We start from the raw sequence: 23,845 nt of genomic DNA, 5'->3' as shown, positions 1-23,845 counted from the left end.
GGTCCGATGAGTGAGCAATCGTGCTCAGTTCCGCCCCGCGGCAGAGTGAACTTGCATCGGGGAATTATCACTGCTGCCTAGTGCTTGTGCAAGGCTTTTCCCGGCAGCGGCGGGGGCCGGCAACCAAATCCGACATTCCACGCCGCTTTCCGGCAGATTTTGTATCTCCAGGGTGCCGCCGTGCACGTCGACCACGGCCCGCGCCATGTACAGGCCCAGGCCCGATCCGGCGGTGCCGGCCGCGTTCGCGCCCCGGTAGCCCTTGTCGCACACGCGCGCCAGGTCCGCTTCGGGGATGCCTTCGCCACGGTCGCGCACCAGGAATTCGATCCCGCCTTCCATTGCCTTTTTACCTATCAATTCTATCGCGGTATCGGGTTTTGTGTACTTAATTGCATTGTCGAGTAAAACTTCTAGCGCCAGGCGCAAGCCATCGGGCTCGCACCGTATCCATTGCGGCAAGCCGTCGCAGCGCACGGTGATGGCCGCGCGCCGGGCACGGGCCTGGGCGGTGGCCGTCTCCAGCAGGGCCTGCGGCGAGATTTCATTGGGCTGGCGGGCGCGGCCGATGCTGGCCAGGCGCTCGGGCGACAGATAATCGTCCACCATGGCCAGCAGGCGGTCGACGGCGGTCTGGATCTTGCGGTAACGCTTGCGGGTGGCTTCGTCGTGGTGGGCGCCCGTCATTTCCAGGCGCTGGATGGCGCCGTCGATGGTGGCCAGCGGGCTGCGGAACTCGTGCGACACCATGGAGGCAAATTTCTTCTGCTGCTCGGCCAGCGCGCGCTGCCCGCTCAGGTCGCGCACCACGCCGACCAGGGTAGCGGGCCGGCCCTCGGCGTCCAGCACCACCGTCGATTCGATTTCGACCGGCACCGGGTGGCCGTCGGCATGCGGCTGCTCGGACTGGCGCACCACGCGCATGCGGCTGAGGTCGCCGGCCGCCAGCCGGGCCAGCCGGGCCGGCAGATCGGCCAGCAGGGCGGCCGCCAGCGGCTGCACGGTGTCGAGCCGGTAGCCGAACTGGCGCTCGGCCGCCGGGCTCAGATAGGTCAACCGGCCGCTGGCGCAGTCGGCCATCCAGCTCACTTCGCTACTGTGCTCGAGCAGCAGCCGGTAGCGGGCCTCGTTCAACCGGGCCTCCCGCAGCGCTGTGTCGAGTTCCTGAGCTGTTTGCATGGATGAAACTACATTTATAAAGCAACATCGCGAGTATAGCCCCCTCGGCCTTAATCGACCAGCGGGGCGAAGATCTGCTGCAAATCTTCTTGAGTTAGCGCCATCTTCTGCGATTCCCCTTCGGCCAGGATCGATTGCGCCAGGTCCGATTTCTTCTGCTGCAAGACCTGGATTTTCTCCTCCAGCGTGCCCTTGGCGATCAGCTTGTAGACGAACACGGGCTTGTCCTGACCGATGCGCCAGGCGCGGTCCGTGGCCTGGTTTTCCGCCGCCGGGTTCCACCACGGATCGTAGTGGATCACGGTGTCGGCCGCCGTCAGGTTCAGGCCCACGCCGCCCGCCTTCAGGCTGATCAGGAAGATCGGCACGGCGCCCTGCTGGAACGCGGCCACCTGGGCGCCGCGGTCCTTGGTGTCGCCGGTCAGCAGGGCGTAGGGGATGTCGCGCGCCTCCAGCTCCTGCTCGATCAACTCCAGCATCGAGGTGAACTGGGAGAACACGAGGATCTTGCGGTCTTCCTCCAGCAAATCCTCCACCATCTGCATCAGGTCGGCCAGCTTGGCCGAGCCGGCCGTCTGCTTCTTGGCCGGCAGCGATTTGACCAGGCGCGGGTCGCAACAGACCTGACGCAGCTTGAGCAACGCTTCCAGGATCACGATCTGGCTGCGGGCCACGCCCTTGCGGTCGATTTCCTCGCGCACCTTCTGGTCCATGGCCAGCCGCACGGTTTCGTACAGGTCGCGCTGGGCGCCCGTCAGCTCCACCTTGCGCACCATCTCCGTCTTGGGCGGCAATTCCTTGGCCACGCTGTCCTTGGTACGACGCAGCAGGAACGGCTTGATGCGGCGGTTCAGCAGCGCGCGCCGCAGCGGGTCGTCCTGGCGTTCGATCGGGTGGCGGAACTGGGTGTTGAACGTTTTCTCATCGCCCAGCAGGCCGGGCAGCAGGAAGTGGAATTGCGACCACAGCTCGCCCAAATGGTTTTCCAGCGGCGTGCCCGACAGGCACAGCCGGTGGCGCGCGCGCAACAGGCCGGCGCTCTGGGCCGCCTTGGAGCGGGTGTTCTTGATGTAGTGCGACTCGTCCAGGATGACCAGGTGGAAATCATGCTCGCGCAGTTTTTCCTCGTCGCGCGGCAACAAGGCATAGGTGGTCAGCACCAGGTCGGACTGGGCGATCTGGTCGAACTGGCCCATGCGATCCTTGCCTTGCAGCAGCAACACGCGCAGGCTGGGGGCGAACCGGGCCGCCTCATCCTGCCAGTTGCCCATCAGGCTGGTGGGCGCGATCACCAGCGTGGGGGCCGTCAGCCGGCCCGCCTCTTTTTCCACCAGGATATGGGCCAGCGTCTGCACCGTCTTGCCCAGGCCCATGTCGTCGGCCAGGATGCCGGCGAAACCGTATTCGCGCAGGAATTGCATCCAGGCCAGGCCGTCGGCCTGGTAATCGCGCAAGGTGGCCTGCAGGCCGGCCGGCGTGGCCACCCGCTTGACGGCGCCGAACTGGTTCAAGCGCGCGCCCATCTGGCGCAATTCCTCGCCGCCCGTCCAGCGCAAGTCCACGTTGCGCGCCAGTTCGTCGAGCCGGGCCGCGTCCAGCGTGGCCATGCGCAGCGACGTCTTGATTTTGTCGCTGAAATACAACTCACCGAGCGTGTTGAGGATGGGTTGCACCCGGCCCCAGGGCAGCGCCACCCGGTTGCCGTCGGGCAAAGTGGCCAGCATCTGGTCCTCGGCCGCGTGGCTGTCCATGGTTTTCGGGTTGAAATCGTTGGGCGCGCCGCGGATCAGTTGCACCAGCACGGGCAGCAGCGGCACGCGTTGCTGGTTGACGACGATGCCCAGCTCCAGGTCGAACCAGGCGTGGCCGCCGTCGGCGCTGTCCAGCTCCACGTCCGCGTACCAGTCGTCCACGGCGGTCATGTCATAACGGTAACGGGGGCTTTTCTCCACTTTCCAGCCCTGCGCCTGCAGGGCGGCCAGGCCGTCGCCGGCGAAGCGTATCCAGTCCGCCTGGCCGGGCAGCAACTGGCCGCCCTTGACGCTGCTCAGCGGCAGGGCCGTCGGCTTGCGGAACGCCATCGATTGCAGCAATTCCAGGGCGGCCGTCTCGGCCGCCGTGTCGCGCTGGATGATTTCCGTCACCTCGCCACGCTGGCGCACCACACGCTGGGACGGGTCGAACGAGACGCGCTCGCCGTCGTAATCGAAGGACAGCACGGCGAAATCATGCCAGCGCTGCAAGCTGCCATCGGCCAGCATGGCCGCGTCCAGCAGCAGCACGGGGCGCGGCCGCACGTCCTCGCGCACGCGCTGGGGCAGCGGTTGCGGCAGCGGCATCAGTTGTTGCAAACCATGGGCCAGCAGCAGTTGCGACACGCGCACCTTGTCGTTGGCCGTCAACAACGGCGCCTGGGCCACTAGCGCCTGCAATTCGGCCAGCGGGATGGCGGCGCCGCCCTGGTTCAGTTGCAACACGCCGCACGACAGGTTGTCGATATACCACGGCGGATCGGTCGGCAGCATGTAGTCGATCTGGTCGGCGCCGTGGTGGCGCGCGCCTTCGGGCGCCTGCACCTGCCAGCCCAGGCGCAGCCCCTTGCCTTCCTCGCGCCACACGAGGTTGGCTGGACGCAACGGTCCTGCCTTGAGCGGATACACGAGGCCATTGCCGACGTCGGCCCAGGAGTTTGCCCACAGCAATTTCTCCTGGTCCGACAGCATTTGCAGCAGGGCCGCGCCGATCTTGCCGCGCGGCTCGGTGGCGCTGCCGGTCTGCGAGGCGGCGCCGCTGCGCATGGCCACGAAGAAACGGATCAAGTCCTCGTCGCCGGGTGCCAGGAAGGTGGGCGGGGCCGACAACAGGGAGAAGATTTCACTGACGGGACTGGCCGCGGCCACGTCGCCGTTGGGGCGCAGGCGCGCCTTGTACAGGCACAGGGCCACGTGGCGCCCGCCGCTGGTGGGCGCCATCACATAGATCAAACGGAACTGAGGCTGCTTGGGATCGGCATCGACCGGGACGGCGGGCAGTTTGGCCTTGGGATGCGCGGCCGCATCCACCCGCTGCAGCCAGGTGGCGACAGCGTACGACAATTGGGTCGCGGGCGGCGCGGGGCGTGCCGGTACGGCTGGGGCATCGGTGGCGTCGTCGCGGGTGATATCCATAGGGCGCATTGTTGGTCAAAGATGGTTCAAAAACGGCAACAGGCAATATTATCCGCGATACGCGGCTTCGTGTTTGCGTAATCTTCAGCAAGCTTTACGGCGCGTAGGGGCGGGCACAGTCCAATTGGACTGTCAAGACTGGCGCAATCGCCACGATTGCGTATCATTCCGGGCTTGACCGCTTAGGAACCACCCCTCATGTTGCCTTCCATCGAACAACGTCTTGCCCTGGAGCTGGCCGCCAAGCCCGTCCAGGTCGCCGCCGCCATCGCCCTGCTGGACGAAGGCGCCACCGTGCCCTTCATCGCCCGCTACCGCAAGGAAGCGACCGGCGGGCTGGACGATACCCAGCTGCGCCTGCTGGAGGAACGGCTGCGCTACCTGCGCGAGCTGGAAGAGCGCCGCGCCGCCATCGTCGCCTCGATCACCGAGCAAAACAAGATGACGCCTGAGTTATTAGATGCAGTCATGCACGCGGAAGACAAGACCCGGCTGGAAGACTTGTATCTTCCCTACAAGCAAAAACGCCGCACCAAGGCCCAGATCGCCATCGAGGCCGGCCTGGCGCCGCTGGCCGACGCCCTGCTGGCCAACCCGGAACTGACGCCGGAGATGGAAGCGAACAAGTTCCTGCGCGAACCGTTCACCACGGCCGACGGCAACAACCCGGGCGTGGCCGACATCAAGGCCGCCCTCGACGGCGCGCGCCAGATCCTGATGGAGCGCTTCGCCGAGGACGCCACGCTGCTGCAATCGCTGCGCGAATATGTGCTCGATCATGGCGTGGTGGAATCGAAAGTCGTTGAAGGAAAGCAAGAAGAGGGCGAAAAGTTCGCCGACTACTTCGATTATTCGGAAACCCTGGGCACGGTGCCCTCGCACCGCGCGCTGGCCCTGCTGCGCGGCCGCCGCGAAGGCATCCTGGACGTGACGCTGCGGCTGGACACGGAAGCGGAAAAACCGAAGTGGGACGCGCCCCACAACCCGTGCGAAAGCCGCATCGCGGCCCGTTTCGGCATCAAGCAGGCCGGCCGCCCGGCCGACAAATGGCTGGCCGACACGGCGCGCTGGACCTGGCGCGTGAAGAGCTTCATGCACCTGGAAACGGAACTGATGGGCGCGCTGCGCGAGCGGGCCGAGCAGGACGCGATCAACATCTTCGCCACCAACCTGAAGGCGCTGCTGCTGGCCGCGCCGGCCGGCCAGCGCGCCACCATGGGCCTGGACCCGGGCCTGCGCACGGGCGTGAAAGTGGCCGTAGTGGACGCCACCGGCAAGGTGGTGGACACGGCCGTGATCTACCCGCACCAGCCCAAGAACGACTGGGAAGGCGCGCTGCACACGCTGGGCCGGCTGGCCGCCCAGCACAATGTCTCGCTGATCTCGATCGGCAACGGCACCGGCTCGCGCGAAACGGACAAGCTGGCCCAGGACCTGATCAAGCGCCATCCGGAACAGAAACTGACCAAGATCGTCGTGTCCGAAGCGGGCGCCTCGGTGTACTCGGCCTCCGAATTCGCTTCGCGCGAATTGCCCGACATGGACGTGTCGCTGCGCGGCGCCGTCTCGATCGCGCGCCGACTGCAGGACCCGCTGGCCGAACTGGTCAAGATCGACCCCAAATCGATCGGCGTGGGCCAGTACCAGCATGACGTGTCGCAAACCCAGCTGGCCCGCTCGCTGGACGCCGTGGTGGAAGACTGCGTGAACGCGGTCGGGGTGGACGTGAACACGGCCTCGGCGCCGCTGCTGGCGCGCGTGTCGGGCCTGTCGGCCTCGGTGGCCCAGTCCATCGTCACCTACCGCGACATGAAGGGCGCCTTCCCATCGCGCGCAGCACTCAAAGCCGTGCCGCGCCTGGGCGACAAAACCTTCGAGCAGGCGGCCGGCTTCCTGCGCGTGATCGGCGGCGAAAACCCGCTCGACGCCTCGGCCGTGCACCCGGAATCGTACCCGCTGGTGGAAAAGATCCTGGGCGATATCAAAAAGGATATCCGCGCCGTGATCGGCGAAACGGCCCTGATCAAGACGCTGAGCCCGGCCAAGTACGCGGACGAACAGTTCGGCGTGCCCACCGTGACCGACATCCTGAAGGAACTGGAAAAGCCGGGCCGCGATCCGCGCCCGGAATTCAGCACGGCCACCTTCAAGGAAGGGGTGGAGGAAATCCGCGACCTGCGTCCGGACATGATCCTGGAAGGCGTGGTGACCAACGTGGCCGCCTTCGGCGCCTTCGTCGACATCGGCGTGCACCAGGATGGCCTGGTGCACATCTCGGCCCTGTCCAACAATTACGTCAAGGACCCGCATACGGTGGTCAAGGCGGGCCAGGTGGTGAAGGTGAAAGTGCTGGAAGTGGACGAGAAGCGCAAGCGCATCGCCCTCACCATGCGCCTGACGGACAGCGCGCCCCAGGCCGGCGCCAACCCGCAGCAACGCGGCGACCGCAACGACCGCAAGAGCCTGGGCCAGCACCAGAAGCAGGCGGCACGCTCGGAACCGATGGGCGGCAGCATGGCGGCGGCGTTCGCCAAGCTGCGCGGCTAAGCGCCAGGCGGTCAGGCAACAAGCAAGAAGCCACCTTCGGGTGGCTTTTTTTATTTCCTGAACGGTGGGGTCATTTTCTTCAATACAGCCGCGCCCCCGCCACGTATCGTCCGCTCCGGTAGCGTTCATTCACCGGAGACTTTAACTATGAACATCCTCGTTTCCATGGCCGCCTTCGCGCTGGCCTCCTCCATTTCCCCCGGCCCGGTCAACATCGTCGCGCTCAGCAGCGGGGCGCGGCATGGGCTGCGGGCCAGCATGCGCCATGTCACCGGCGCCACGGTCGGCTTTACCGCGCTGTTGCTGTTGACCGGCCTGGGCTTGCAAGCCTTGCTGGCGCAGGTGCCCGCCCTGACGCGGGCGACCCAGCTGGCCGGCGCCGCCTTCCTGTTGTGGATGGCGTGGCAACTGGCGCGCGACGACGGCGAGCTGGCGTTCTCCGGCGACGGCAAAGGCCCGTCGCTGGCGGTGGGGGCGGCGATGCAGTGGCTCAATCCCAAGGCCTGGGTGGCGGCCGTGGCCGGCATGGGCGCGTTCGCCGCCAACGGCGACACGGCGCTGGTGTGGCGCTTCGCCGCCTTGTATGGCGTGGTGTGCTATGTGTCGATCGCTTGCTGGGCCTGGGCCGGCACCTTCCTGCAGCGCCGCCTGGCCGATCCGGCCGGCATGCGGCTGTTCAACCGTACGATGGCGTTGCTGCTGGCGGCCAGCGCCATCTACCTGCTGTTCAGCGGCGATATTGGCCCGGCGTCGCCGCCAGGAAGTGTTTAAAGATGCGCTGGAAATGGGCCTGGTCGGCGAATCCCGTCGCCAACGCCACGTCGGCGATCGTGCCGCCACGCTGGAGCAAGCCACGCGCGCGCTGCACGCGGCGGTTCAGCAGGTAGGTGTGCGGCGTCATGCCGTAGTGCTTCCTGAAAGCGCGGATCAGGTAGGAAGGCGACAGGTTGGCCGCGGCGCAGATGTCGTCCAGCTTGAGGGCGGCGCCGCAGTTGTCGCTGATGTATTCGGCCGCGCGTGCGAGCTTGTGGTTGGCGTCGCGCTCCGTGCGCGTGGCCGGATCGAAACTGGACTGGACTTGCTCGAAAAACACCACCGCCGCGCTCTGGCGCAGCAGCGGGTCCGCCAACTCGTCCGTCAATACGTCGAAAAAGCGGTTGAAATCCGCGTACAGGGCCGGTGCCGTGCTCATGGTGGCGGCAAAGGGGTGGAAATCCCGGTTGGCGCTGAAACCCCACCCCTGCTGCAAGCGGCCCAGCCAGGCATGATCGACATACAACATCCGGTACGACCAGGGCTCACCGGCGATCGGATTGCAGCCGTGGACGTCGCCGGGGTTCATCACGACCACGCTGCCCGCGCCGGCGCACTGGCGCTTGGACTGGTTGAAATAGTCGGTCCGACCGGAACGGATCACGCCGATCGAAAACGTCTCGTGCGAATGCCTGGCGTAGCGGACCTTGCGCCCGTCCACAATAGACCGCGCCTCGATGAACGGCAGGCTGGCATCGCGCCAGAAATAATGAGCGGTGTCGGGATGGGGAGTTGGCATGCGCATAGGATACCCGCATTTGCCGCAGCGGCGCTCCAGATACCGGATTTCGGTCCAAACCATGATCTCCGGGCCATGGCCCGGCATACCCGTCCGGCCGTTTTCTTATAAAATACAGGCATCTTTATTTTTTTCCCCTGAGGCAGCTATGAGCGACGTACAAACCTGGATCAAAGAGACCGTGACCAACACCCCCGTGGTGCTGTTCATGAAGGGCACGGCCCAGTTCCCACAGTGCGGTTTTTCCGGCCGCGCCATCCAGATCCTGAAAGCCTGCGGCGTGGAAAATATCGCCACCGTGAACGTGCTGGACGATCCGGAAGTGCGCCAGGGCATCAAGGAATACTCGAACTGGCCCACCATTCCCCAGCTCTACATCAAGGGCGAATTCATCGGCGGTTCCGACATCATGAATGAAATGTATGAGTCGGGCGAACTGAAGGCCCTGCTCGGTGCCTGATCGTCCGCAGCGGCTCGTCATCGCCATCACGGGCGCCACCGGTGCCGTGTATGGGGTGCGGCTGCTGCAACATTTGCAGGCCATGCCCGGCGTGGAGACGCATGTCATCGTCTCCGACGCCGCCGTGCTGACCCTGCAACAGGAGACGGGCATGACGCGGCGCGCCGTCGAGGCGCTGGCCGACGTCGTGTACAAGACGCGCGACGTGGGCGCGTCCATCGCCAGCGGTTCCTTCCAGTCCGACGGCATGGTGATCGCGCCATGCTCGATGAAGACGCTGGCGGCCGTGGCCCACGGCCTGTCCGACAACCTGATCGCACGCGCGGCCGACGTGGTACTCAAGGAACGCCGCCGCCTGATCTTGATGGTGCGCGAAACGCCGTTCAACCTGGCCCACCTGCGCAATATGACGGCCGTGACGGAAATGGGCGGCATCGTCTTCCCGCCGCTGCCCAGCTTTTACCACAACCCACAAAGCATAGACGAGATGGTCGACCACACGGTGGCCCGCGTCATCGACCTGTTCGGCATCGACCACGCGCTGGCGCCCCGCTGGCACGGCCTGAAGCCTTCGACGGACGCCTGAACGGCCTCCCTTGTTCCCGGCATAACGCATTCAGCGTGGTGGATCTTGATTGCGCGGCGTCAGCCTGCCCGCGCCAGCCGCATGCCTGCGGCGGCGACAGCACTCCCTGCACCAGCTGCCGGGTCCTGGCGGTCCCGGCACGACACCCTAGCGTTTATCGAACTGGGCGCCGCAGGCCTGTTTCAATTCCCGCGCTTCTTCCACCATGCGGCGCTGGGCGATGCGCTTGCGCATCACTTCGGCATGCTGGGCCGCCGTCATGGGCGGTGCGGTCATCAGGTCTTTCAGCTGTGCGACGTTGCTGTAGTTACTTTTGATAAGGCGGCTCAAATGCTGACTCCGTAGTGAAGACTGCTGCGACGCGAAACTTTCCCAATTATGAGCCACTATTGGCAACTGCGCTGTAAAGAAGCGAGTCATTGCCAAAAAATAAAATGGTCTGTCAGGTATTGTGCGCCGGGCGCGTGTCGCGCGTATGACACAGCGCAACCGCAAGTGAACGCGCATGCGGGCAGGGCAAGGCCGCCCAAGGCCTTACCAAGGGGCAAGAGACCGAATAAAAATCGACGATGATTTAAGTGTGCTTAAATTTATGCGGAGTTGGCAGCCTGTCCGGCTACCGTTTTGTCCAGGACAATCTATGGGTGTTTGTTACTTCTGGTAGTTCACGCGGACCAGCATCCGGATAAATTCGCGGGCGATCTGGCGGTGATGTTCGTCCAGCCGTTGCAAATCAGCGATCAGCTTGACGTCGGCCGACTCGAAGCGCGACAAGCCGTTGCCGCCCTCGCTGGCCGGTGCGCCGGCCTCGGGTCCGCCAAAACGCAGCCATTCAGCCGGTACGCCCAGCCATTGCGCAATCATGCGCAGCTTTTCCTGGGTGGGAATCGCCTCGCCTACCAGCCACTTGCGCGCCGCGTGGACCGTGATCGGACGGCCGTCGAAGCGAATGTTAAATTCCCGTGCCAGACGGGTGGGACTGTCGGGAGAGTAGTGAGCATTCTTGAGAGCCTGTTGCAGGCGCTGGCTAAAGCTTTCGCGTTCATTGGAAGAATTCATAATTGCACTATTTCACGTTGCCGCATGAAAGTCAGTCTCTAGTATGCAAACACTAATTGTGACACAAATTGATTTAACGTTTGACATTCTATCTCACAGGCGTCACACCAATGACCAACACCGCCACCAAACTAAATTTGGTGACGGCCAGCGTATTTTCCAGGCAATTGGAATGCGAATGGAGGTTAAATGGCAAGATTGATACCATAACACTTTATGCCCGCCCCCGGCCAGCCCACCGGCGCAATTTCCGTTATAAAACTACCTGCGTCGTGACCTGCGACACGCCCGGCGCCTGCCAGGCCGGCTTATCGCCGCTGAAATCTTATGATGCCGTCCGCACCCGTTTCGCGGCGCACGATACCCTCCTGCCACAATTTATGCAGGTGGGCCAGTGCTTCGCCCAGCGCGAAGCTGAGCTGGTGGGCATCCAGTGTGCGCTTGAACATGATGGGCACGATGTCGGCCGCCGACTGCCACTCGGCGCAGGCGGCCATCACCTCGGCCAGCCGTTCCACGTGGTGCTGGCGCAGCTGGGCGATGCGGGTGTGCAGGCCACGGAACGGCTTGCCGTGCGACGGCAGCACCAGAACGTCGTCGGGCAGCGCGGCGAACTTGCCGAGGGAGTCCAGGTACAGGCCCAGCGGGTTCGCCTCCGGCTCGACGGCGAACACGGACACATTGGTGGAAATGCGCGGCAACACCATGTCGCCCGAGATCAGCACGTTGAGGGCGGCGCAGTACAGCGATGCGTGCTCGGGCGCATGGCCGAAGCCGGTGATCACTTGCCACTGGTGGGCGCCGATGGTGAGCAACTGGCCGTCCTGGATGCGGTGGTAACTTTCCGGCACCGACGGCACCAGCGACGGATAATACTGGCGCCGGCTGCGCATCTTGTCGAGCATGTCGGGGTCGCGCAGGCCGTGGCGCTGGAAGTGCGGCACCGCCGACGAGCCGTCCACGCCGGGCAGGGCGGCCGACATCAGGCGCGCGAACGCGTATTCGCCGGTCGTGGTCCACAGCGGCGCCTGCCAGCGTTGGCCCAGCCAGTCGGCCAGGCCGATGTGGTCGGGATGGCAATGGGTGGCCAGCACCCGCTGCAGCGGCCGGCCCGCCATGGGGCCGGCGAAGATGGCTTCCCAGCCGGCCCGGGTGGCGTCCGTGGCCACGCCGCAGTCCACCACGGCCCAGCCGGGGGCGCCCGTGTCGCAGTCATTGTCGTTCAGCAGCCACAGGTTGATATGGTCGAGCGCGAATGGCAACGGCATCCTCAGCCAGGAAATGCCGTCGGCCACGGCGGTGACGGTGCCGATGGCGGGCACGGTGTCGCCCAACGGATACTGCAATTGCGATTCAAGTGGATTCATGGCGATCTTTCGGTGCAGGCGCGCTACAATGTGGTTGACGTTGACGTAAACGGAAGATGAGCGACGATTGTAAGCGGCGCAAACCGCCCCCGTCACCCTGATTCCGCCACTTTACCGCAAGCCCAACCATGCCGACCTATACTATTACCGAACTGGCCCGTGAATTCGATGTGACGGCGCGCGCCATCCGCTTTTATGAAGACCAGGGCCTGCTGAGCCCCACGCGCGAAGGCGCGGGCGGCCGCAACCGCGTCTACACGCCGCGCGACCGCACCCGGCTCAAGCTGACCCTGCGCGGCAAGCGCCTGGGCCTGTCGCTGTCGGAGATCAAGAGCCTGGTCGACATGTACGAATCGCCCAAGGACACGGCGGCCCAGATGCACCGTTTCCTGAACGTGCTGTCGCAACACCGCGAAACGCTGGAACAGCAGCGCGAGGACCTGGAAATGGCGCTGGCCGAACTGACCGCCCATGAAGACGAATGCAAACGCCTGCTGGCGGCCCAGGCCGGCGAAGGGCAAGCCGGTGAACAACCGGAGGGCGCCACCCGATAAGCGTGGGCGGGGCCCTGAGGCCGCCGCCCCGCGCGTTTCACTTGACGTTTACGTTAACGTCACATAAGCGTATCATTGCCGCATCACCACCCAGCCACCCATACGACAAATAGAGGATGACATGCTCCATCTCCCCGGCCTGACCTTTGACCATGGCGAAGACATCGCCGCCCTGCGCGCTGCCGTGCAACAGTTCGCCGCCGCCGAAATTGCGCCGCGCGCCGCTGAAATCGACCGCAACGACCAGTTCCCCATGGACCTGTGGCGCAAGCTCGGCGACTTGGGCGTGCTGGGCATCACCGTCGGCGAGGAATACGGCGGCGCCAACATGGGCTACCTGGCCCACATCGTGGCGATGGAGGAAATCTCGCGCGCCTCGGCCTCGGTCGGCCTGTCCTACGGCGCCCACTCCAACCTGTGCGTGAACCAGATCAAGCGCAACGGCACCGAAGAGCAGAAGCGCAAATACCTGCCCAAGCTGATCTCGGGCGAATACGTGGGCGCGCTGGCCATGTCCGAACCGAACGCCGGCTCGGATGTGGTGAGCATGAAGCTGCGCGCCGACTTCAAGGGCGACCGCTGGGTGCTCAACGGCAGCAAGATGTGGATCACCAACGGCCCTGACGCCGACGTGCTGGTGGTCTACGCCAAGAACGACCTGGAAGCCGGCCCGCGCGGCATGACCGCCTTCCTGATCGAGAAAGGCTTCAAGGGCTTCTCCGTGGCCCAGAAGCTCGACAAGCTGGGCATGCGCGGTTCGCACACGGGCGAACTGGTGTTCGAGAACTGCGAGGTGCCGGCCGAGAACGTGCTGGGCGGCCTGGGCAAGGGCGTCAACGTGCTGATGTCGGGCCTGGACTTCGAGCGCACCGTGCTGTCCGGCGGCCCGCTGGGCATCATGCAGGCCTGCATGGACAACGTGGTGCCCTACATCCACGACCGCAAGCAATTTGGCCAGTCCATCGGTGAATTCCAGCTGATGCAGGGTAAGATAGCCGACATGTACTCGACCATGATGGCGTGCAAGGCATACGTGTACGCCGTCGGTCAGGCTTGCGACCGGGCCACGACCCCGGAAGCGGTCCGCCAGCTGCGCAAGGACGCGGCAGGGGCGATCCTGTACAGCGCGGAAAAAGCCACCTGGATGGCCGGCGAGGCGATCCAGACCCTGGGCGGCAACGGCTACATCAACGAGTATCCGGTGGGCCGCCTGTGGCGCGACGCCAAGCTGTACGAGATCGGCGCCGGTACCAGCGAAATCCGCCGCATGCTGATCGGTCGCGAACTGTTCGCAGAGACCATGTAAGTTTGGGGCGGTCCGTACGCCGTTCCCGCGCGGGAGCGGCGCTTACCCACCAGCCCAACCGCGAGTAGGACATGACCCAAGCTGCTTTCCCTAAACTGCTGTCTTCCCAGATCGCTTTCGATATTGCGCGCACGATACGCGACGGTTTCGACAAGCACTACCGGCTCTTTCGCGAGACCAGCCAGCAGGCCAAGCAGCACTTCGAGCAGGGCGCCTGGCGCGAGGCCCAGCGGGCCGCGCGCGAGCGCATCGGCTTTTACGACAAGCGCGTGCACGAATGCGTGCAGATGCTGGAAGACGAGTACGACCAGGAGGAACTGACAGACGACGTGTGGCGCGAGCTCAAGCTGCACTACATCGGCATGCTGTCGGACCACAAGCAGCCGGAACTGGCCGAAACCTTCTTCAACTCCGTCTGCTGCAACATCCTGCACCGCACCTATTTCCACAACGATTTCATCTTCGTGCGCCCGGTGGTGTCCACCGAGTACATCGAGACGGATGAGCTGTCGCCCACCTACCGGGTCTATTATCCGGGCAAGGATGGGCTGCACTTCGCGCTGCGACGCATCATCACGAATTTCCAGCTGAACGCCAAGTTCGCCAACCTCGACCGCGACGTCGACCTGGTGGAGGCGCGGTTGCGCCAGCTGTTCGGTACCATCCGCATGGAGCCCAACCACCAGATCCAGGTGCTGTCGAGCCTGTTCTTCCGCAACAAGGGCGCCTACATCGTCGGCAAGGGCATCAACGGCAACAAGGAATACCCGTTCATCGTGCCCATCCTGCACAACCGCAACGGTGAACTGATCCTGGACACCGTGCTGTTCGACCTGGAACAGATCACGGTGCTGTTCTCGTTCACGCGCGCCTACTTCCTGGTCGACATGGAAGTGCCGTCGGCCTATGTGCAGTTCCTGCGCAGCCTGATGCCACGCAAGCCGCGCAGCGAAATGTACACCATCCTCGGCCTGCAAAAGCAGGGCAAGACGCTGTTCTACCGCGACTACCTGCAACACCTCAAGCATTCGTCCGACCAGTTCGACATGGCGCCCGGCATCCGCGGCCTGGTGATGCTGGTGTTCGCGCTGCCGTCCTTCCCCTACGTGTTCAAGGTGATCAAGGATTTCTTCCCGGCGCCCAAGGAGACCACGCGCGCGCTGATCAAGGAAAAATACCTGCTGGTGAAGAACCACGACCGTGTGGGCCGCATGGCCGACACGCTCGAATACTCGAACGTGGCCTTCCCCAGGCACCGCTTCACGGACGAGCTGATCGCCGAACTCCAGCACTACGCACCGTCGCTGGTGGAGGAGGAGGGCGAAAAAATCATCATCAAGCACCTGTACATCGAGCGCCGCATGGTGCCGCTCAATATGTGGCTCAGCAACGCCGAGAAGGATGGCGACGACGCCCAGATCGAGCATGGCGTGCTCGAATACGGCAACGCCATCAAGGAACTGGTGACGGCCAACATCTTCCCCGGCGACATGCTGTACAAGAACTTCGGCGTCACCCGCCACCAGCGCGTCGTGTTCTACGACTACGACGAGATCGAGTACATCACCGACTGCAATTTCCGCGTGATCCCCACCCCGCGCACGGAGGAGGAGGAAATGGCGTCCGAACCGTGGTACCCGGTCGCAAAGAACGACGTGTTCCCCGAGCAGTTCGGCACCTTCCTGCTAGGCAACGCCAAGATCCGCAAGTATTTCATGAAGCACCACGCCGACCTGCTGACCGCGTCCTACTGGCAGGCCCGCAAGCAGCGCATCCAGGATGGCTACGTGGACGACGTATTCCCCTATCCGCAGCACATCCGTTTTTGTCACCAGCACCTCACTACACCCCCGGCGGTCACTCCGCCCCCCTTTATGGAGACGTTAGAAAATGAATGATCCCATCGTAATCGTCGGTGCCGCGCGCACCCCCATGGGCGCCTTCCAGGGCGATTTCTCGGCCAAGAGCGCCAATGACCTCGGTGGCGTGGCCATCGCCGCCGCCGTCGAGCGCGCCGGCGTCGATCCCAAGCTGGTCGAGCACGTCTATTTCGGCAACTGCCTGATGGCCGGCCAGGGCCAGGCCCCGGCCCGCCAGGCCCTGCTGAAGGCGGGCCTGCCCACCTCCACCGGCGCCGTCACGCTGTCCAAGATGTGCGGCTCGGCCATGCAGGCGGCCATTTTCGCGCACGACCAGCTGGTCGCCGGCAGCGCCGAAGTGGTGGTGGCCGGCGGCATGGAGTCGATGACCAACGCGCCCTATCTGGTGCCCAAGGCACGCGGCGGCTACCGCATCGGCCATGGCATGCTGTTCGACCACATGATGTACGACGGCCTGGAAGACGCCTACTCGCGCAACGAGAAGACGGGCGAGGGCCGCTCCATGGGCACCTTCGCCGAAGAATGCGCGGCCAAGTACCAGTTCACGCGCGAGGAGCAGGACGCGTTCGCGATCGAATCCGTCAAGCGCGCCCAGCGAGCCACGACCGAAGGCTACTTCAAGTGGGAGATCGCGCCCGTGACCGTCTCCGGCCGCGGCGGCGACACCGTGATCGACAAGGATGAAGGCCCGCTCAAGGCCAAGCTCGACAAGATCCCCGCGCTGCGCCCCGCGTTCAAGAAGGACGGCACCATCACGGCCGCCTCGTCCTCGTCCATCAACGACGGCGCGGCCGCGCTGGTGATGATGCGCGCCTCCACCGCCAAGAAGCTGGGCCTGGCGCCTATCGCCACCGTGCATGGCCACGCCACGCACGCGCAGGCGCCCGACCTGTTCGCCACGGCCCCGATCGGCGCCGTGCAGAAGCTGTACAAGAAGATCGGCTGGAGCACCAAGGACGTCGACCTGTTCGAGATCAACGAAGCGTTCGCCGCCGTGTCCATGGCCGCCATGCGCGACCTGGAGATCCCGCACGAGAAGATCAACGTGCACGGCGGCGCCTGCGCGCTGGGCCACCCGATCGGCGCGTCCGGCGCCCGCATCCTGGTCACCCTGATCGGCGCCCTCAAGCGCACCGGCGGCAAGCGCGGCGTGGCCGCCTTGTGCATCGGCGGCGGCGAGGCCACCGCGATGGCGATCGAACTGGCCTGATCATGCCCACCGCACTCATCATCGGCGCTTCGCGCGGCATCGGCCACGAACTGGCGCGCCAATACCTGGCCGACGGCTGGCGCGTGATCGCCACCGCCCGCCAGCCACAGGATTGCCAGACGCTGGCCGACCTTGGCGCCGAATCGCACACGCTGGACGTGACCAACGTGGAAGCGTGCGCCGCCCTCGGCTGGCGGCTCGATGGCGAACAGCTGGAGGTAGCCATCCTCAACGCGGGCGTGTACGGCCCGCGCCACGACGGCTTCCCGCTGCAATCGGACTTCGACGCCGTGATGCACACCAACGTGCTGGCGGCCATGTGGCTGCTGCCCATCGTGGCGCCGCTGGTGTGCGCGGCGCGCGGCAAGCTGGCCGTGATGTCGTCGCACATGGGCTCGCTGTCCGAGCGCGATAACGCCAGCGGCACGCTGTACCGGGCCAGCAAGGCGGCCCTCAACTCCGTGCTGATCGACATCGCCCTCCAGTACGGCGCCAAGGGCGCCACCTGCGTGGCCCTGCATCCGGGCTGGGTGCGCACCGACATGGGCGGCAGCGATGCCGACCTGGACGTGGCCACCAGCGCGGCCGGCATCCGCCGCACGCTGGCCGGGTTGCCGCACGCGGAACACGCGGTCTACCGCAACTACGACGGCACGCCGATCGGCTGGTAAGCGGCAGCGCGGACGCCTTCAACAACGAACAAGAGAAGACATGATACTGAGCGACGAACACAATATGATCCGCGACGCCCTGCGCGCGTTTTCGCAGGAACGCCTGGCGCCCAACGCGGCGCGCTGGGACAAGGAACACTACTTCCCCAAGCAGGAATTGAAGGAACTGGCGGCGCTGGGCGCGTTTGGCGTGGCCGTGCCCGAGGCGCTGGGCGGCGCCGGCCTCGACTACGTGTCGCTGGCGCTGGTGCTGGAAGAGATCGCGGCCGGTGACGGCGGCACCTCCACCATCATCTCCGTCAACAACTGCCCCGTGTGCAGCATCGCCATGATGTACGCCAACGAGCGCCAGAAGGAACAATGGCTGCGGCCACTGGCCCAGGGCGAGATGCTGGGCGCATTCTGCCTGACGGAACCGCACACGGGCAGCGACGCGGCCGCGCTGCGCACCACGGCCACGCGCGACGGCGACAGCTACGTGCTGAACGGCGTCAAGCAATTCATCACCAGCGGCAAGCACGCCGACGTGGCCATCGTGATGGCCGTGACGGACAAGGCGGCCGGCAAGAAGGGCATCAGCGCGTTCTGGGTGCCGACTTCGACGCCCGGCTACATCGTGGCGGGCCTGGAGCAGAAGATGGGCCAGCACTCGTCGGACACGGCCCAGATCCTGTTCGAGAACTGCCGCATCCCGGCCGAGAACCTGATCGGCGAGGAAGGCCAGGGTTACAAGATCGCCCTGTCCGGACTGGAAGGCGGCCGCATCGGCATCGCCTCGCAGTCGGTCGGCATGGCGCGCGCCGCGTATGAAGCCGCGCTCACCTACGCCAAAGACCGCGAAAGCTTCGGCCAGCCCATCTTCAACCACCAGGCCGTGCAGTTCCGCCTGGCCGACATGGCGACCCAGATCGAAGCGGCGCGCCAGCTGATCCGCCACGCCGCGTCGATGAAGGACGCCGGCCTGCCCTGCCTGAAGGAAGCGGCGATGGCCAAGCTGTTCGCCTCCGAGATGGCCGAGCGCGTGTGCTCGGACGCGATCCAGGTGCACGGCGGCTACGGCTACGTGTCGGACTTCCCGGTCGAACGCATCTACCGCGACGTGCGCGTATGCCAGATCTACGAAGGCACCAGCGACATTCAGAAACTGCTGATCGCCCGCGCGCTGTAACAAACTGCGGGGCCGGCTCCGGCCCCGCAGTCTTACAGACGAAAAAAAAGCCCGCCGAAGCGAGCTTTGTTCCAATGTATCACCTATGCTTTAATCGTTCCGGACGCCAGTGCTATCTGCAAAGTGCCTCCAGAGTCTCGGGCGCCCATGCTATCTGCGTGGTGCCCCCAACGTGTAAATCGACCAACGTATTCGGAATTACAAATCCAAGCGTTTGCGGCTTTGCACAATTTGAACTTACACAATACAAATCGCGGCGCATGCTACTGGATAGCGGTGCTGTTTGCAAACAAACCTCACCACAGAACGCAGTGTAGCACAGTTTTTTGTGCGGCGCACAAAATAGTTTGGTGCGCGCTATGAAACCGGGGTCAGGTCATGCACCAGTGCATGACCTGACCCCGGTCTCTTGTCAGCGCGCAGTCCGTTCGATGTCGACGTAGCGCCATGCCGTCAACGCGACGGGGTGGCGCTTGTAGTGTTGCAGCCACGGTTGTTGCAGGTCGGCCGAGATGGGGTGCGTGAGCAGGACCCAAGGCGCGTAGGCGTGCAGCAGCTGGGCCATCTCGTCGAACAGTTTGGTGCGCTCGGGCGAGTCGCCGAGCTTGCTGGCCTGCTCATAGCGCTGGTTGAACGCGGGCAGGTTGAAGCGGGCGTAGTTGGCGCGGCCGCTGTTGGGGCCGTACAGCAGCTGGTAGAAGTTGTCGCCGTCGGGGAAGTCGGCGATCCAGTTGGTTTCGAACATCATTACCTTGCCCAGCCGCGAGGCTTTGATCACTTCCGTCTTCTTGTCACTCTTGAATTCCACCCGCAGGCCGATGGCGTTCAGGTTCTTGCGCCACAGCTCGTCGCGCAGCCGGCCGACCGTGGTCGGTTCCGTGTGCATGATGAGCGTGAGCGGCTGGCCATTGGGCTGGCGGCGGTAGCCATCCGCGCCCAGGCGATAGCCGTAGCGGTCCAGCAGCGCGCGCGCCAGCGCGGGGTCGTACACGGTCGGGCTGCGGAAAGCGGGATCGTAGCCACGCACATTGGGCGGCAGCGGGGTTTGCGCGGGCAGCGCCAGTCCTTTCTTCAACAGTGCGATGTCTTCCGCGCCGTTGTAGCCGAGCGCGATGGCGCGCCGCAGCGCCACCTTGTCCTTGCTGTAGCCGCCGATCAGCGGGGCGTCCATGTTCATCCACATGTAGTAGGTCTGCAGCACGGGGAAGGGCGTGAGCGTCATGCCCTTGCGGGCCAGTTCGGGTTTCAGGGTGGGTGTGGCGTCGGGCGTCAGTACCATGTCCTTCATCGATTCCGGCACCTGCTCCAGGTAGTCGAATTCGCCGTTCAGGAAGCCCAGCATGCGCGATTGGTATTCCTCCATGATCTTCACCTCGACCCGCTGCACGAGCGGCAGCCGCTTGCCTTCCAGCGCTGCGGCCAGCGCGCGGTCGGCCGGCGCCACGTCCGGCCCGGCATGGAAGATGGTGGGGCGGTAATCAGGATTGGCCAGCAGCGTGATCTTGTCGCTGTGCTTCCACTCGCCCATCACGAACGGGCCGGTGCCGACCGGATGGTTGCCGAACTGGTTGCCGTAGGCGTCCGCCACTTCGCGCGCCACCACGCCAGTCGCAGGGATGGCGAGATAGAACAGGAAGTTGGGATCGGGCGCCGTCAGCCGCAGTTGCAGCGTGTATTTGTCCAGCGCGCGCAGGCCGGCGATGGGGCGGTCATAGCGGAAACCGTCGCCTTTGAGCGCGCTGTCGCCTTCCAGTTTGCCTTCGAGCAGGAACAGCCAAGGCGATTTCAATGCCGGATCGTACAGGCGCATCAGGCTGTAGACGTAGTCCTGGGCCGTCACTTCGCGCCGCGTGCCGTGGAAGGCGGGGTCGGGCGAGAACACAATGCCGGGCTGGAGGTGGAAGGTGTAGCGCAGACCGCCTTCGTCGATGGTGGGCATGGCGCTGACCGTGTTCGGCTGCAACCGCACGGGACGGGCCAGGTAGTCATAGCGCAGCAGCGGGTCGAACAGGTTTTCCAGCAGGCTGAGGCTGGCCAGGTCGGAGGCGACGGCCGGGTCCAGCCCCGTTTCGCCCGTACTCAGGAAGGCGTGCAGCACTTTCGGTGCGGTGATGGCGACAGCGGCGGCCGACACGGCGGTGGCGGCTGCTGGTGCGGTGCCAGCGGCTGCGGGCGCGGCGGCAGCGGCGGCCTGCGCGGCGGAGCCCCAGCCGGCCAGCGCCAGCACGGCGGCGGCCACAATCGATGTCCAGTAACGCTTCATGTGATCTTCCGTTGAGAATGCGCGGCCAGCATACTCTATACTCTGGCTGCAATATTGCCTATCCCATCCCGTTTGAGGAATTTCCCGCTTTATGTCGCTCAATTACATCTGGTCTGGCTTTTTCCTGGTGGGCTTCGCCGCCGCGCTGGCGCAGTGGCTGCTCATGGGCGATACGGAAATCTTCAAGCGCATCATCGAAGGCACCTTCGATTCAGCCCGGCTGGGCGTGATGGATATCGCGCTGCCGCTGGCCGGGGTGATGACGCTGTGGCTGGGCATCATGAACATCGGCGAGAAGGCCGGCATTGTGAACCTGCTGGCGCGCGTGATCTCGCCGTTCTTCTCGCGCATCTTCCCCGAGGTGCCGAAGAACCACCCGGCCACCGGCCACATGGTGATGAACTTCTCGGCCAACCTGCTGGGCCTGGACAACGCGGCCACCCCGTTCGGCCTGAAGGCCATGGAGAGCCTGCAAACCCTCAACTCCAACAAAGATGAGCCGAGCAACGCGCAAATCATGTTCCTGGTGCTGCACACCTCGGGCCTGACCCTGATCCCGGTCGCCATCATGGCCCAGCGCGCGATCCAGGGCGCGCACGACCCGTCCGACATCTTCATCCCCTGCATGATCGCCACCTACGTCGCCACCATGGCCGGCATCATCGGCGTGGCGATCCGCCAGCGCATCAACCTGTTCAACGGCGTCGTCATGGGCTGGCTGGGCGGCATCACGGCCTTCATCGGCGCCACCGTGTGGTATTTCACGCAATATCTGGCGCGCAGCGAGATCGAGCAGGTGTCCAAGGTGGTGAGCAACCTGGTGCTGATCGTGGTCATCGCGGCCTTCATCATCGCCGCGCTATGGAAGAAGGTGAATGTGTACGAAGCGTTCATCGAAGGGGCCAAGGGCGGCATCCAGACGTCCATCACCATCATTCCCTACCTGGTGGGCATGCTGGTGGCCATCAGCGTGATCCGCAACGCCGGCGTGCTCGGTTTCGTGATCAACGGCCTCGATTGGGTGGTGACGCAGCTGGGCTGGAACGCGGACTTCGTGCCCTCGCTGCCGACGGCGCTCATGAAGCCCTTGAGCAGCAGCGCCTCCAAGGCCCTGATGATCGACGCCATGAAGACCTACGGCCCCGATTCCTTCATCGGCCGCCTCACCTGCGTGTTCCAGGGTTCGGCCGACACCACGTTCTACATCGTGGCGCTGTACTTCGGCTCGGTGGGCATCCGCAAGACCCGCTACGCCATCTCCTGCGGCCTGATCGCCGATTTTGCCGGGGTGGTGGCCGCCATCCTCGTGTCCTACGCCTTCTTCCACTGACCATCGCCATGCGCCGTTCGCTACTCGCCATCCTGTTTGCCACCCTGGCCACCGCCGCCCACGCCCAGCTGCCCGAACCTGTGGCCCAGCTGCTGCAGGCGGCCCGCATTCCACAGGAAGCGGTGGGCGCAATCGTGCTGCGCGACGGCGTGCCGCTGCTGTCCCATGGCGCCGAGCGCAGCATGCAGGCCGCGTCCACGATGAAGCTGTTCACCACCATGGTGGCGCTGGACGAACTGGGCCCCGTGTTCCGCGGACGTACGGAATTGCGTACGGATGCGGAACTGGTGCGCGGCGTGCTGCGCGGTGACCTGTACCTGCGCGGCGGGGCCGATGCCGATCTGAGCGAGGACGTGCTGACCCGCATGCTGCAGGAGTTACGCAATCAGGGCGTGTGGCGCATCAAGGGCGACATCGTGCTCGACCGCCAGCTGTTCCAGCCGGCCCAGCCTGACCCGCACGCTCCGCCGTTCGATGAATACCCATACGCCTACTACAACGTGGTGCCGGACGCGCTACTGCTCAACACCAACCTGCTGCGGCTGGAATTGCGCTCGACGGGCGGCCAGTTGTCGGCCGTGATGCTGCCGGCCATGGACAAGGTAGGCCTGAAAGCGGACCTGAAACTGGTGGACGCGCCATGCGCTGAATGGGAAAACGGCTGGAAGCGGCCCGAAGCCGTGCGCACGGACGGCAAAATCAACGTGGTATTGCGCGGCACCTTCCCGCGCGATTGCAGCATCTCAACCAGCGTCAACGTGCTGGACCGCCACGACTACCTGGAGCGCCTGCTGCGCACCACATGGAAACGCCTGGGTGGCGTGCTCAATGGCGACGTACGCGAGGCCAGCCCGGACGCCACCACGCCGCCCACCTCGCGCCTGCTGGCAGCCCACGTGTCGCGCCCGCTGCCCGAGCTGCTGCGCGACATCAACAAGCCATCGGACAACACGCTGGCCCGCACCCTGTTCCTCAGCCTGGGCAGCCTGGAAACCGACAGCGCGCTGGGCAGCCACCCGCTGCCGCCATCGGCCGACAGCACGGCAGTGCGCGCCGAACAACGCATCCACGCATGGCTGCGCGAACACGGCATCGCCACCGAAGGCCTGGTGCTGGAGAACGGTTCCGGCCTGTCGCGGCTCGAACGTGCCACGCCGGCCCAGCTGGCGGGGGTGCTGCAGGCGGGCCAGCGCAGCTTGTGGATGCCCGAATTCCTCTCCAGCCTGCCCATCGCCGGCCTGGACGGCACCATGCGCAAGCGTCTCAAGGACAGCCCCGCCGCCCTGCACGCGCGCCTCAAGACGGGCAGCCTGCACGCCGTAGTGGCCATCGCCGGCTACGTGCCCGACGCCAGCGGCCACCCGTGCGTGGTGGTGGCCCTCATCAACGACGAGCACGTGGCCAACGGCGCCGGCCGCGCGGTGCTCGATGCGCTGGTCGATTGGGTCGCGCGTGGTCCGCAACCGCCGGTGGCCACCCGCTGACGAGCCGCCGATTAACCGCCGATCAGCGGAAATAATCGAACCATACTGTTTATATCGTTTCG

Annotated in this window: 19 protein-coding genes; 12 read left to right on the top strand and 7 right to left on the bottom strand. The window is 64.9% G+C overall.

Annotated elements, in window-relative coordinates; genetic code table 11:
* Positions 1-24: 24 nt before the first annotated feature.
* Positions 25-1,179 carry a PAS domain-containing sensor histidine kinase gene (locus H3H37_RS07090; protein WP_182160931.1) on the bottom strand — a complete coding sequence of 385 codons (1,155 nt, stop codon included), beginning with the start codon at positions 1,177-1,179 and terminating at the stop codon, positions 25-27.
* A 50-nt stretch (positions 1,180-1,229) separates the two neighbouring features.
* Positions 1,230-4,346, bottom strand: a complete 3,117-nt coding sequence (locus tag H3H37_RS07085) for a DEAD/DEAH box helicase (RefSeq protein ID WP_182160930.1) — start codon at positions 4,344-4,346, stop codon at positions 1,230-1,232.
* 198 nt (positions 4,347-4,544) lie between these two features.
* Here H3H37_RS07085 and H3H37_RS07080 point away from each other — a divergent pair, with 198 nt between their 5' ends.
* Positions 4,545-6,893, top strand: a complete 2,349-nt coding sequence (locus tag H3H37_RS07080) for a Tex family protein (protein WP_182160929.1) — start codon at positions 4,545-4,547, stop codon at positions 6,891-6,893.
* A 147-nt stretch (positions 6,894-7,040) separates the two neighbouring features.
* Entirely contained in the window at positions 7,041-7,664 is a 624-nt protein-coding gene (locus H3H37_RS07075) for a LysE family translocator (RefSeq protein WP_182160928.1), read from the top strand.
* Here H3H37_RS07075 and H3H37_RS07070 read toward each other — a convergent pair.
* A complete protein-coding gene (locus H3H37_RS07070) occupies positions 7,621-8,445 on the bottom strand; it encodes an AraC family transcriptional regulator (protein ID WP_182161021.1) in 825 nt (274 codons plus the stop codon). The genes H3H37_RS07075 and H3H37_RS07070 overlap by 44 nt on opposite strands.
* Before the next feature lie 148 nt (positions 8,446-8,593).
* Here H3H37_RS07070 and grxD point away from each other — a divergent pair, with 148 nt between their 5' ends.
* Both grxD and H3H37_RS07060 read left to right on the top strand, forming a co-directional pair.
* On the top strand, positions 8,594-8,905 hold the full coding sequence (gene grxD, locus H3H37_RS07065) for a Grx4 family monothiol glutaredoxin (protein WP_182160927.1): 312 nt from the start codon (positions 8,594-8,596) through the stop codon (positions 8,903-8,905).
* Positions 8,898-9,491: a UbiX family flavin prenyltransferase gene (locus H3H37_RS07060; protein WP_182160926.1), complete on the top strand. Its 594-nt coding sequence runs from the start codon at positions 8,898-8,900 to the stop codon at positions 9,489-9,491. The genes grxD and H3H37_RS07060 overlap by 8 nt, the downstream gene beginning before the upstream one ends.
* Before the next feature lie 147 nt (positions 9,492-9,638).
* On the opposite strand, the gene H3H37_RS07055 is transcribed toward H3H37_RS07060, so the two are convergent.
* From H3H37_RS07055 to H3H37_RS07045, 3 genes are all read right to left on the bottom strand, one after another.
* Positions 9,639-9,821 carry a hypothetical protein gene (locus tag H3H37_RS07055; RefSeq protein WP_182161026.1) on the bottom strand — a complete coding sequence of 61 codons (183 nt, stop codon included), beginning with the start codon at positions 9,819-9,821 and terminating at the stop codon, positions 9,639-9,641.
* A 321-nt stretch (positions 9,822-10,142) separates the two neighbouring features.
* Positions 10,143-10,550 (bottom strand): hypothetical protein, encoded by a 408-nt coding sequence (locus H3H37_RS07050; RefSeq protein WP_182160925.1) that lies wholly within the window; start codon positions 10,548-10,550, stop codon positions 10,143-10,145.
* A 308-nt stretch (positions 10,551-10,858) separates the two neighbouring features.
* Positions 10,859-11,917, bottom strand: a complete 1,059-nt coding sequence (locus H3H37_RS07045; RefSeq protein WP_182160924.1) for an MBL fold metallo-hydrolase — start codon at positions 11,915-11,917, stop codon at positions 10,859-10,861.
* Between the two features lie 128 nt (positions 11,918-12,045).
* On the opposite strand from H3H37_RS07045, the gene H3H37_RS07040 reads away from it, so the two are divergent.
* The 6 genes from H3H37_RS07040 to H3H37_RS07015 all read left to right on the top strand — a co-directional run bounded on the left by H3H37_RS07040 (position 12,046) and on the right by H3H37_RS07015 (position 18,706).
* A complete protein-coding gene (locus H3H37_RS07040; protein ID WP_182160923.1) occupies positions 12,046-12,471 on the top strand; it encodes a MerR family transcriptional regulator in 426 nt (141 codons plus the stop codon).
* 121 nt (positions 12,472-12,592) lie between these two features.
* Positions 12,593-13,777: an isovaleryl-CoA dehydrogenase gene (locus H3H37_RS07035; protein WP_182160922.1), complete on the top strand. Its 1,185-nt coding sequence runs from the start codon at positions 12,593-12,595 to the stop codon at positions 13,775-13,777.
* Between the two features lie 71 nt (positions 13,778-13,848).
* Positions 13,849-15,675 (top strand): bifunctional isocitrate dehydrogenase kinase/phosphatase, encoded by a 1,827-nt coding sequence (gene aceK / locus H3H37_RS07030; RefSeq protein ID WP_182160921.1) that lies wholly within the window; start codon positions 13,849-13,851, stop codon positions 15,673-15,675.
* Positions 15,668-16,867 carry an acetyl-CoA C-acyltransferase gene (locus H3H37_RS07025; protein WP_182160920.1) on the top strand — a complete coding sequence of 400 codons (1,200 nt, stop codon included), beginning with the start codon at positions 15,668-15,670 and terminating at the stop codon, positions 16,865-16,867. The genes aceK and H3H37_RS07025 overlap by 8 nt, the downstream gene beginning before the upstream one ends.
* 2 nt (positions 16,868-16,869) lie before the next feature.
* Complete coding sequence (locus H3H37_RS07020; protein WP_182160919.1) at positions 16,870-17,538, top strand: SDR family oxidoreductase; 669 nt, start codon at positions 16,870-16,872, stop codon at positions 17,536-17,538.
* A 40-nt stretch (positions 17,539-17,578) separates the two neighbouring features.
* On the top strand, positions 17,579-18,706 hold the full coding sequence (locus H3H37_RS07015; RefSeq protein WP_182160918.1) for an acyl-CoA dehydrogenase family protein: 1,128 nt from the start codon (positions 17,579-17,581) through the stop codon (positions 18,704-18,706).
* Positions 18,707-19,118: 412 nt separating this feature from the next.
* Here the strand turns inward: H3H37_RS07015 and H3H37_RS07010 are convergent, their stop codons facing one another.
* The gene (locus H3H37_RS07010; RefSeq protein WP_182160917.1) at positions 19,119-20,969 is read right to left on the bottom strand and encodes an ABC transporter substrate-binding protein; all 1,851 of its coding nucleotides are present in this window, start codon (positions 20,967-20,969) and stop codon (positions 19,119-19,121) included.
* A 91-nt stretch (positions 20,970-21,060) separates the two neighbouring features.
* On the opposite strand from H3H37_RS07010, the gene H3H37_RS07005 reads away from it, so the two are divergent.
* Together H3H37_RS07005 and dacB are read left to right on the top strand one after the other, a co-directional pair.
* Positions 21,061-22,299, top strand: coding sequence for a spore maturation protein (locus H3H37_RS07005; protein ID WP_182160916.1), 1,239 nt, complete (start codon positions 21,061-21,063; stop codon positions 22,297-22,299).
* An 8-nt stretch (positions 22,300-22,307) separates the two neighbouring features.
* Positions 22,308-23,783: a D-alanyl-D-alanine carboxypeptidase/D-alanyl-D-alanine endopeptidase gene (gene dacB / locus H3H37_RS07000; protein ID WP_182160915.1), complete on the top strand. Its 1,476-nt coding sequence runs from the start codon at positions 22,308-22,310 to the stop codon at positions 23,781-23,783.
* The last annotated feature ends 62 nt before the right edge of the window (positions 23,784-23,845 follow it).

This window comes from Rugamonas brunnea, assembly GCF_014042345.1.
Lineage (GTDB): Bacteria > Pseudomonadota > Gammaproteobacteria > Burkholderiales > Burkholderiaceae_D > Rugamonas > Rugamonas brunnea.
The sequence above is the reverse complement of the archived record's forward strand: the minus strand, read 5'-3'. Positions and strand labels throughout refer to the sequence as shown.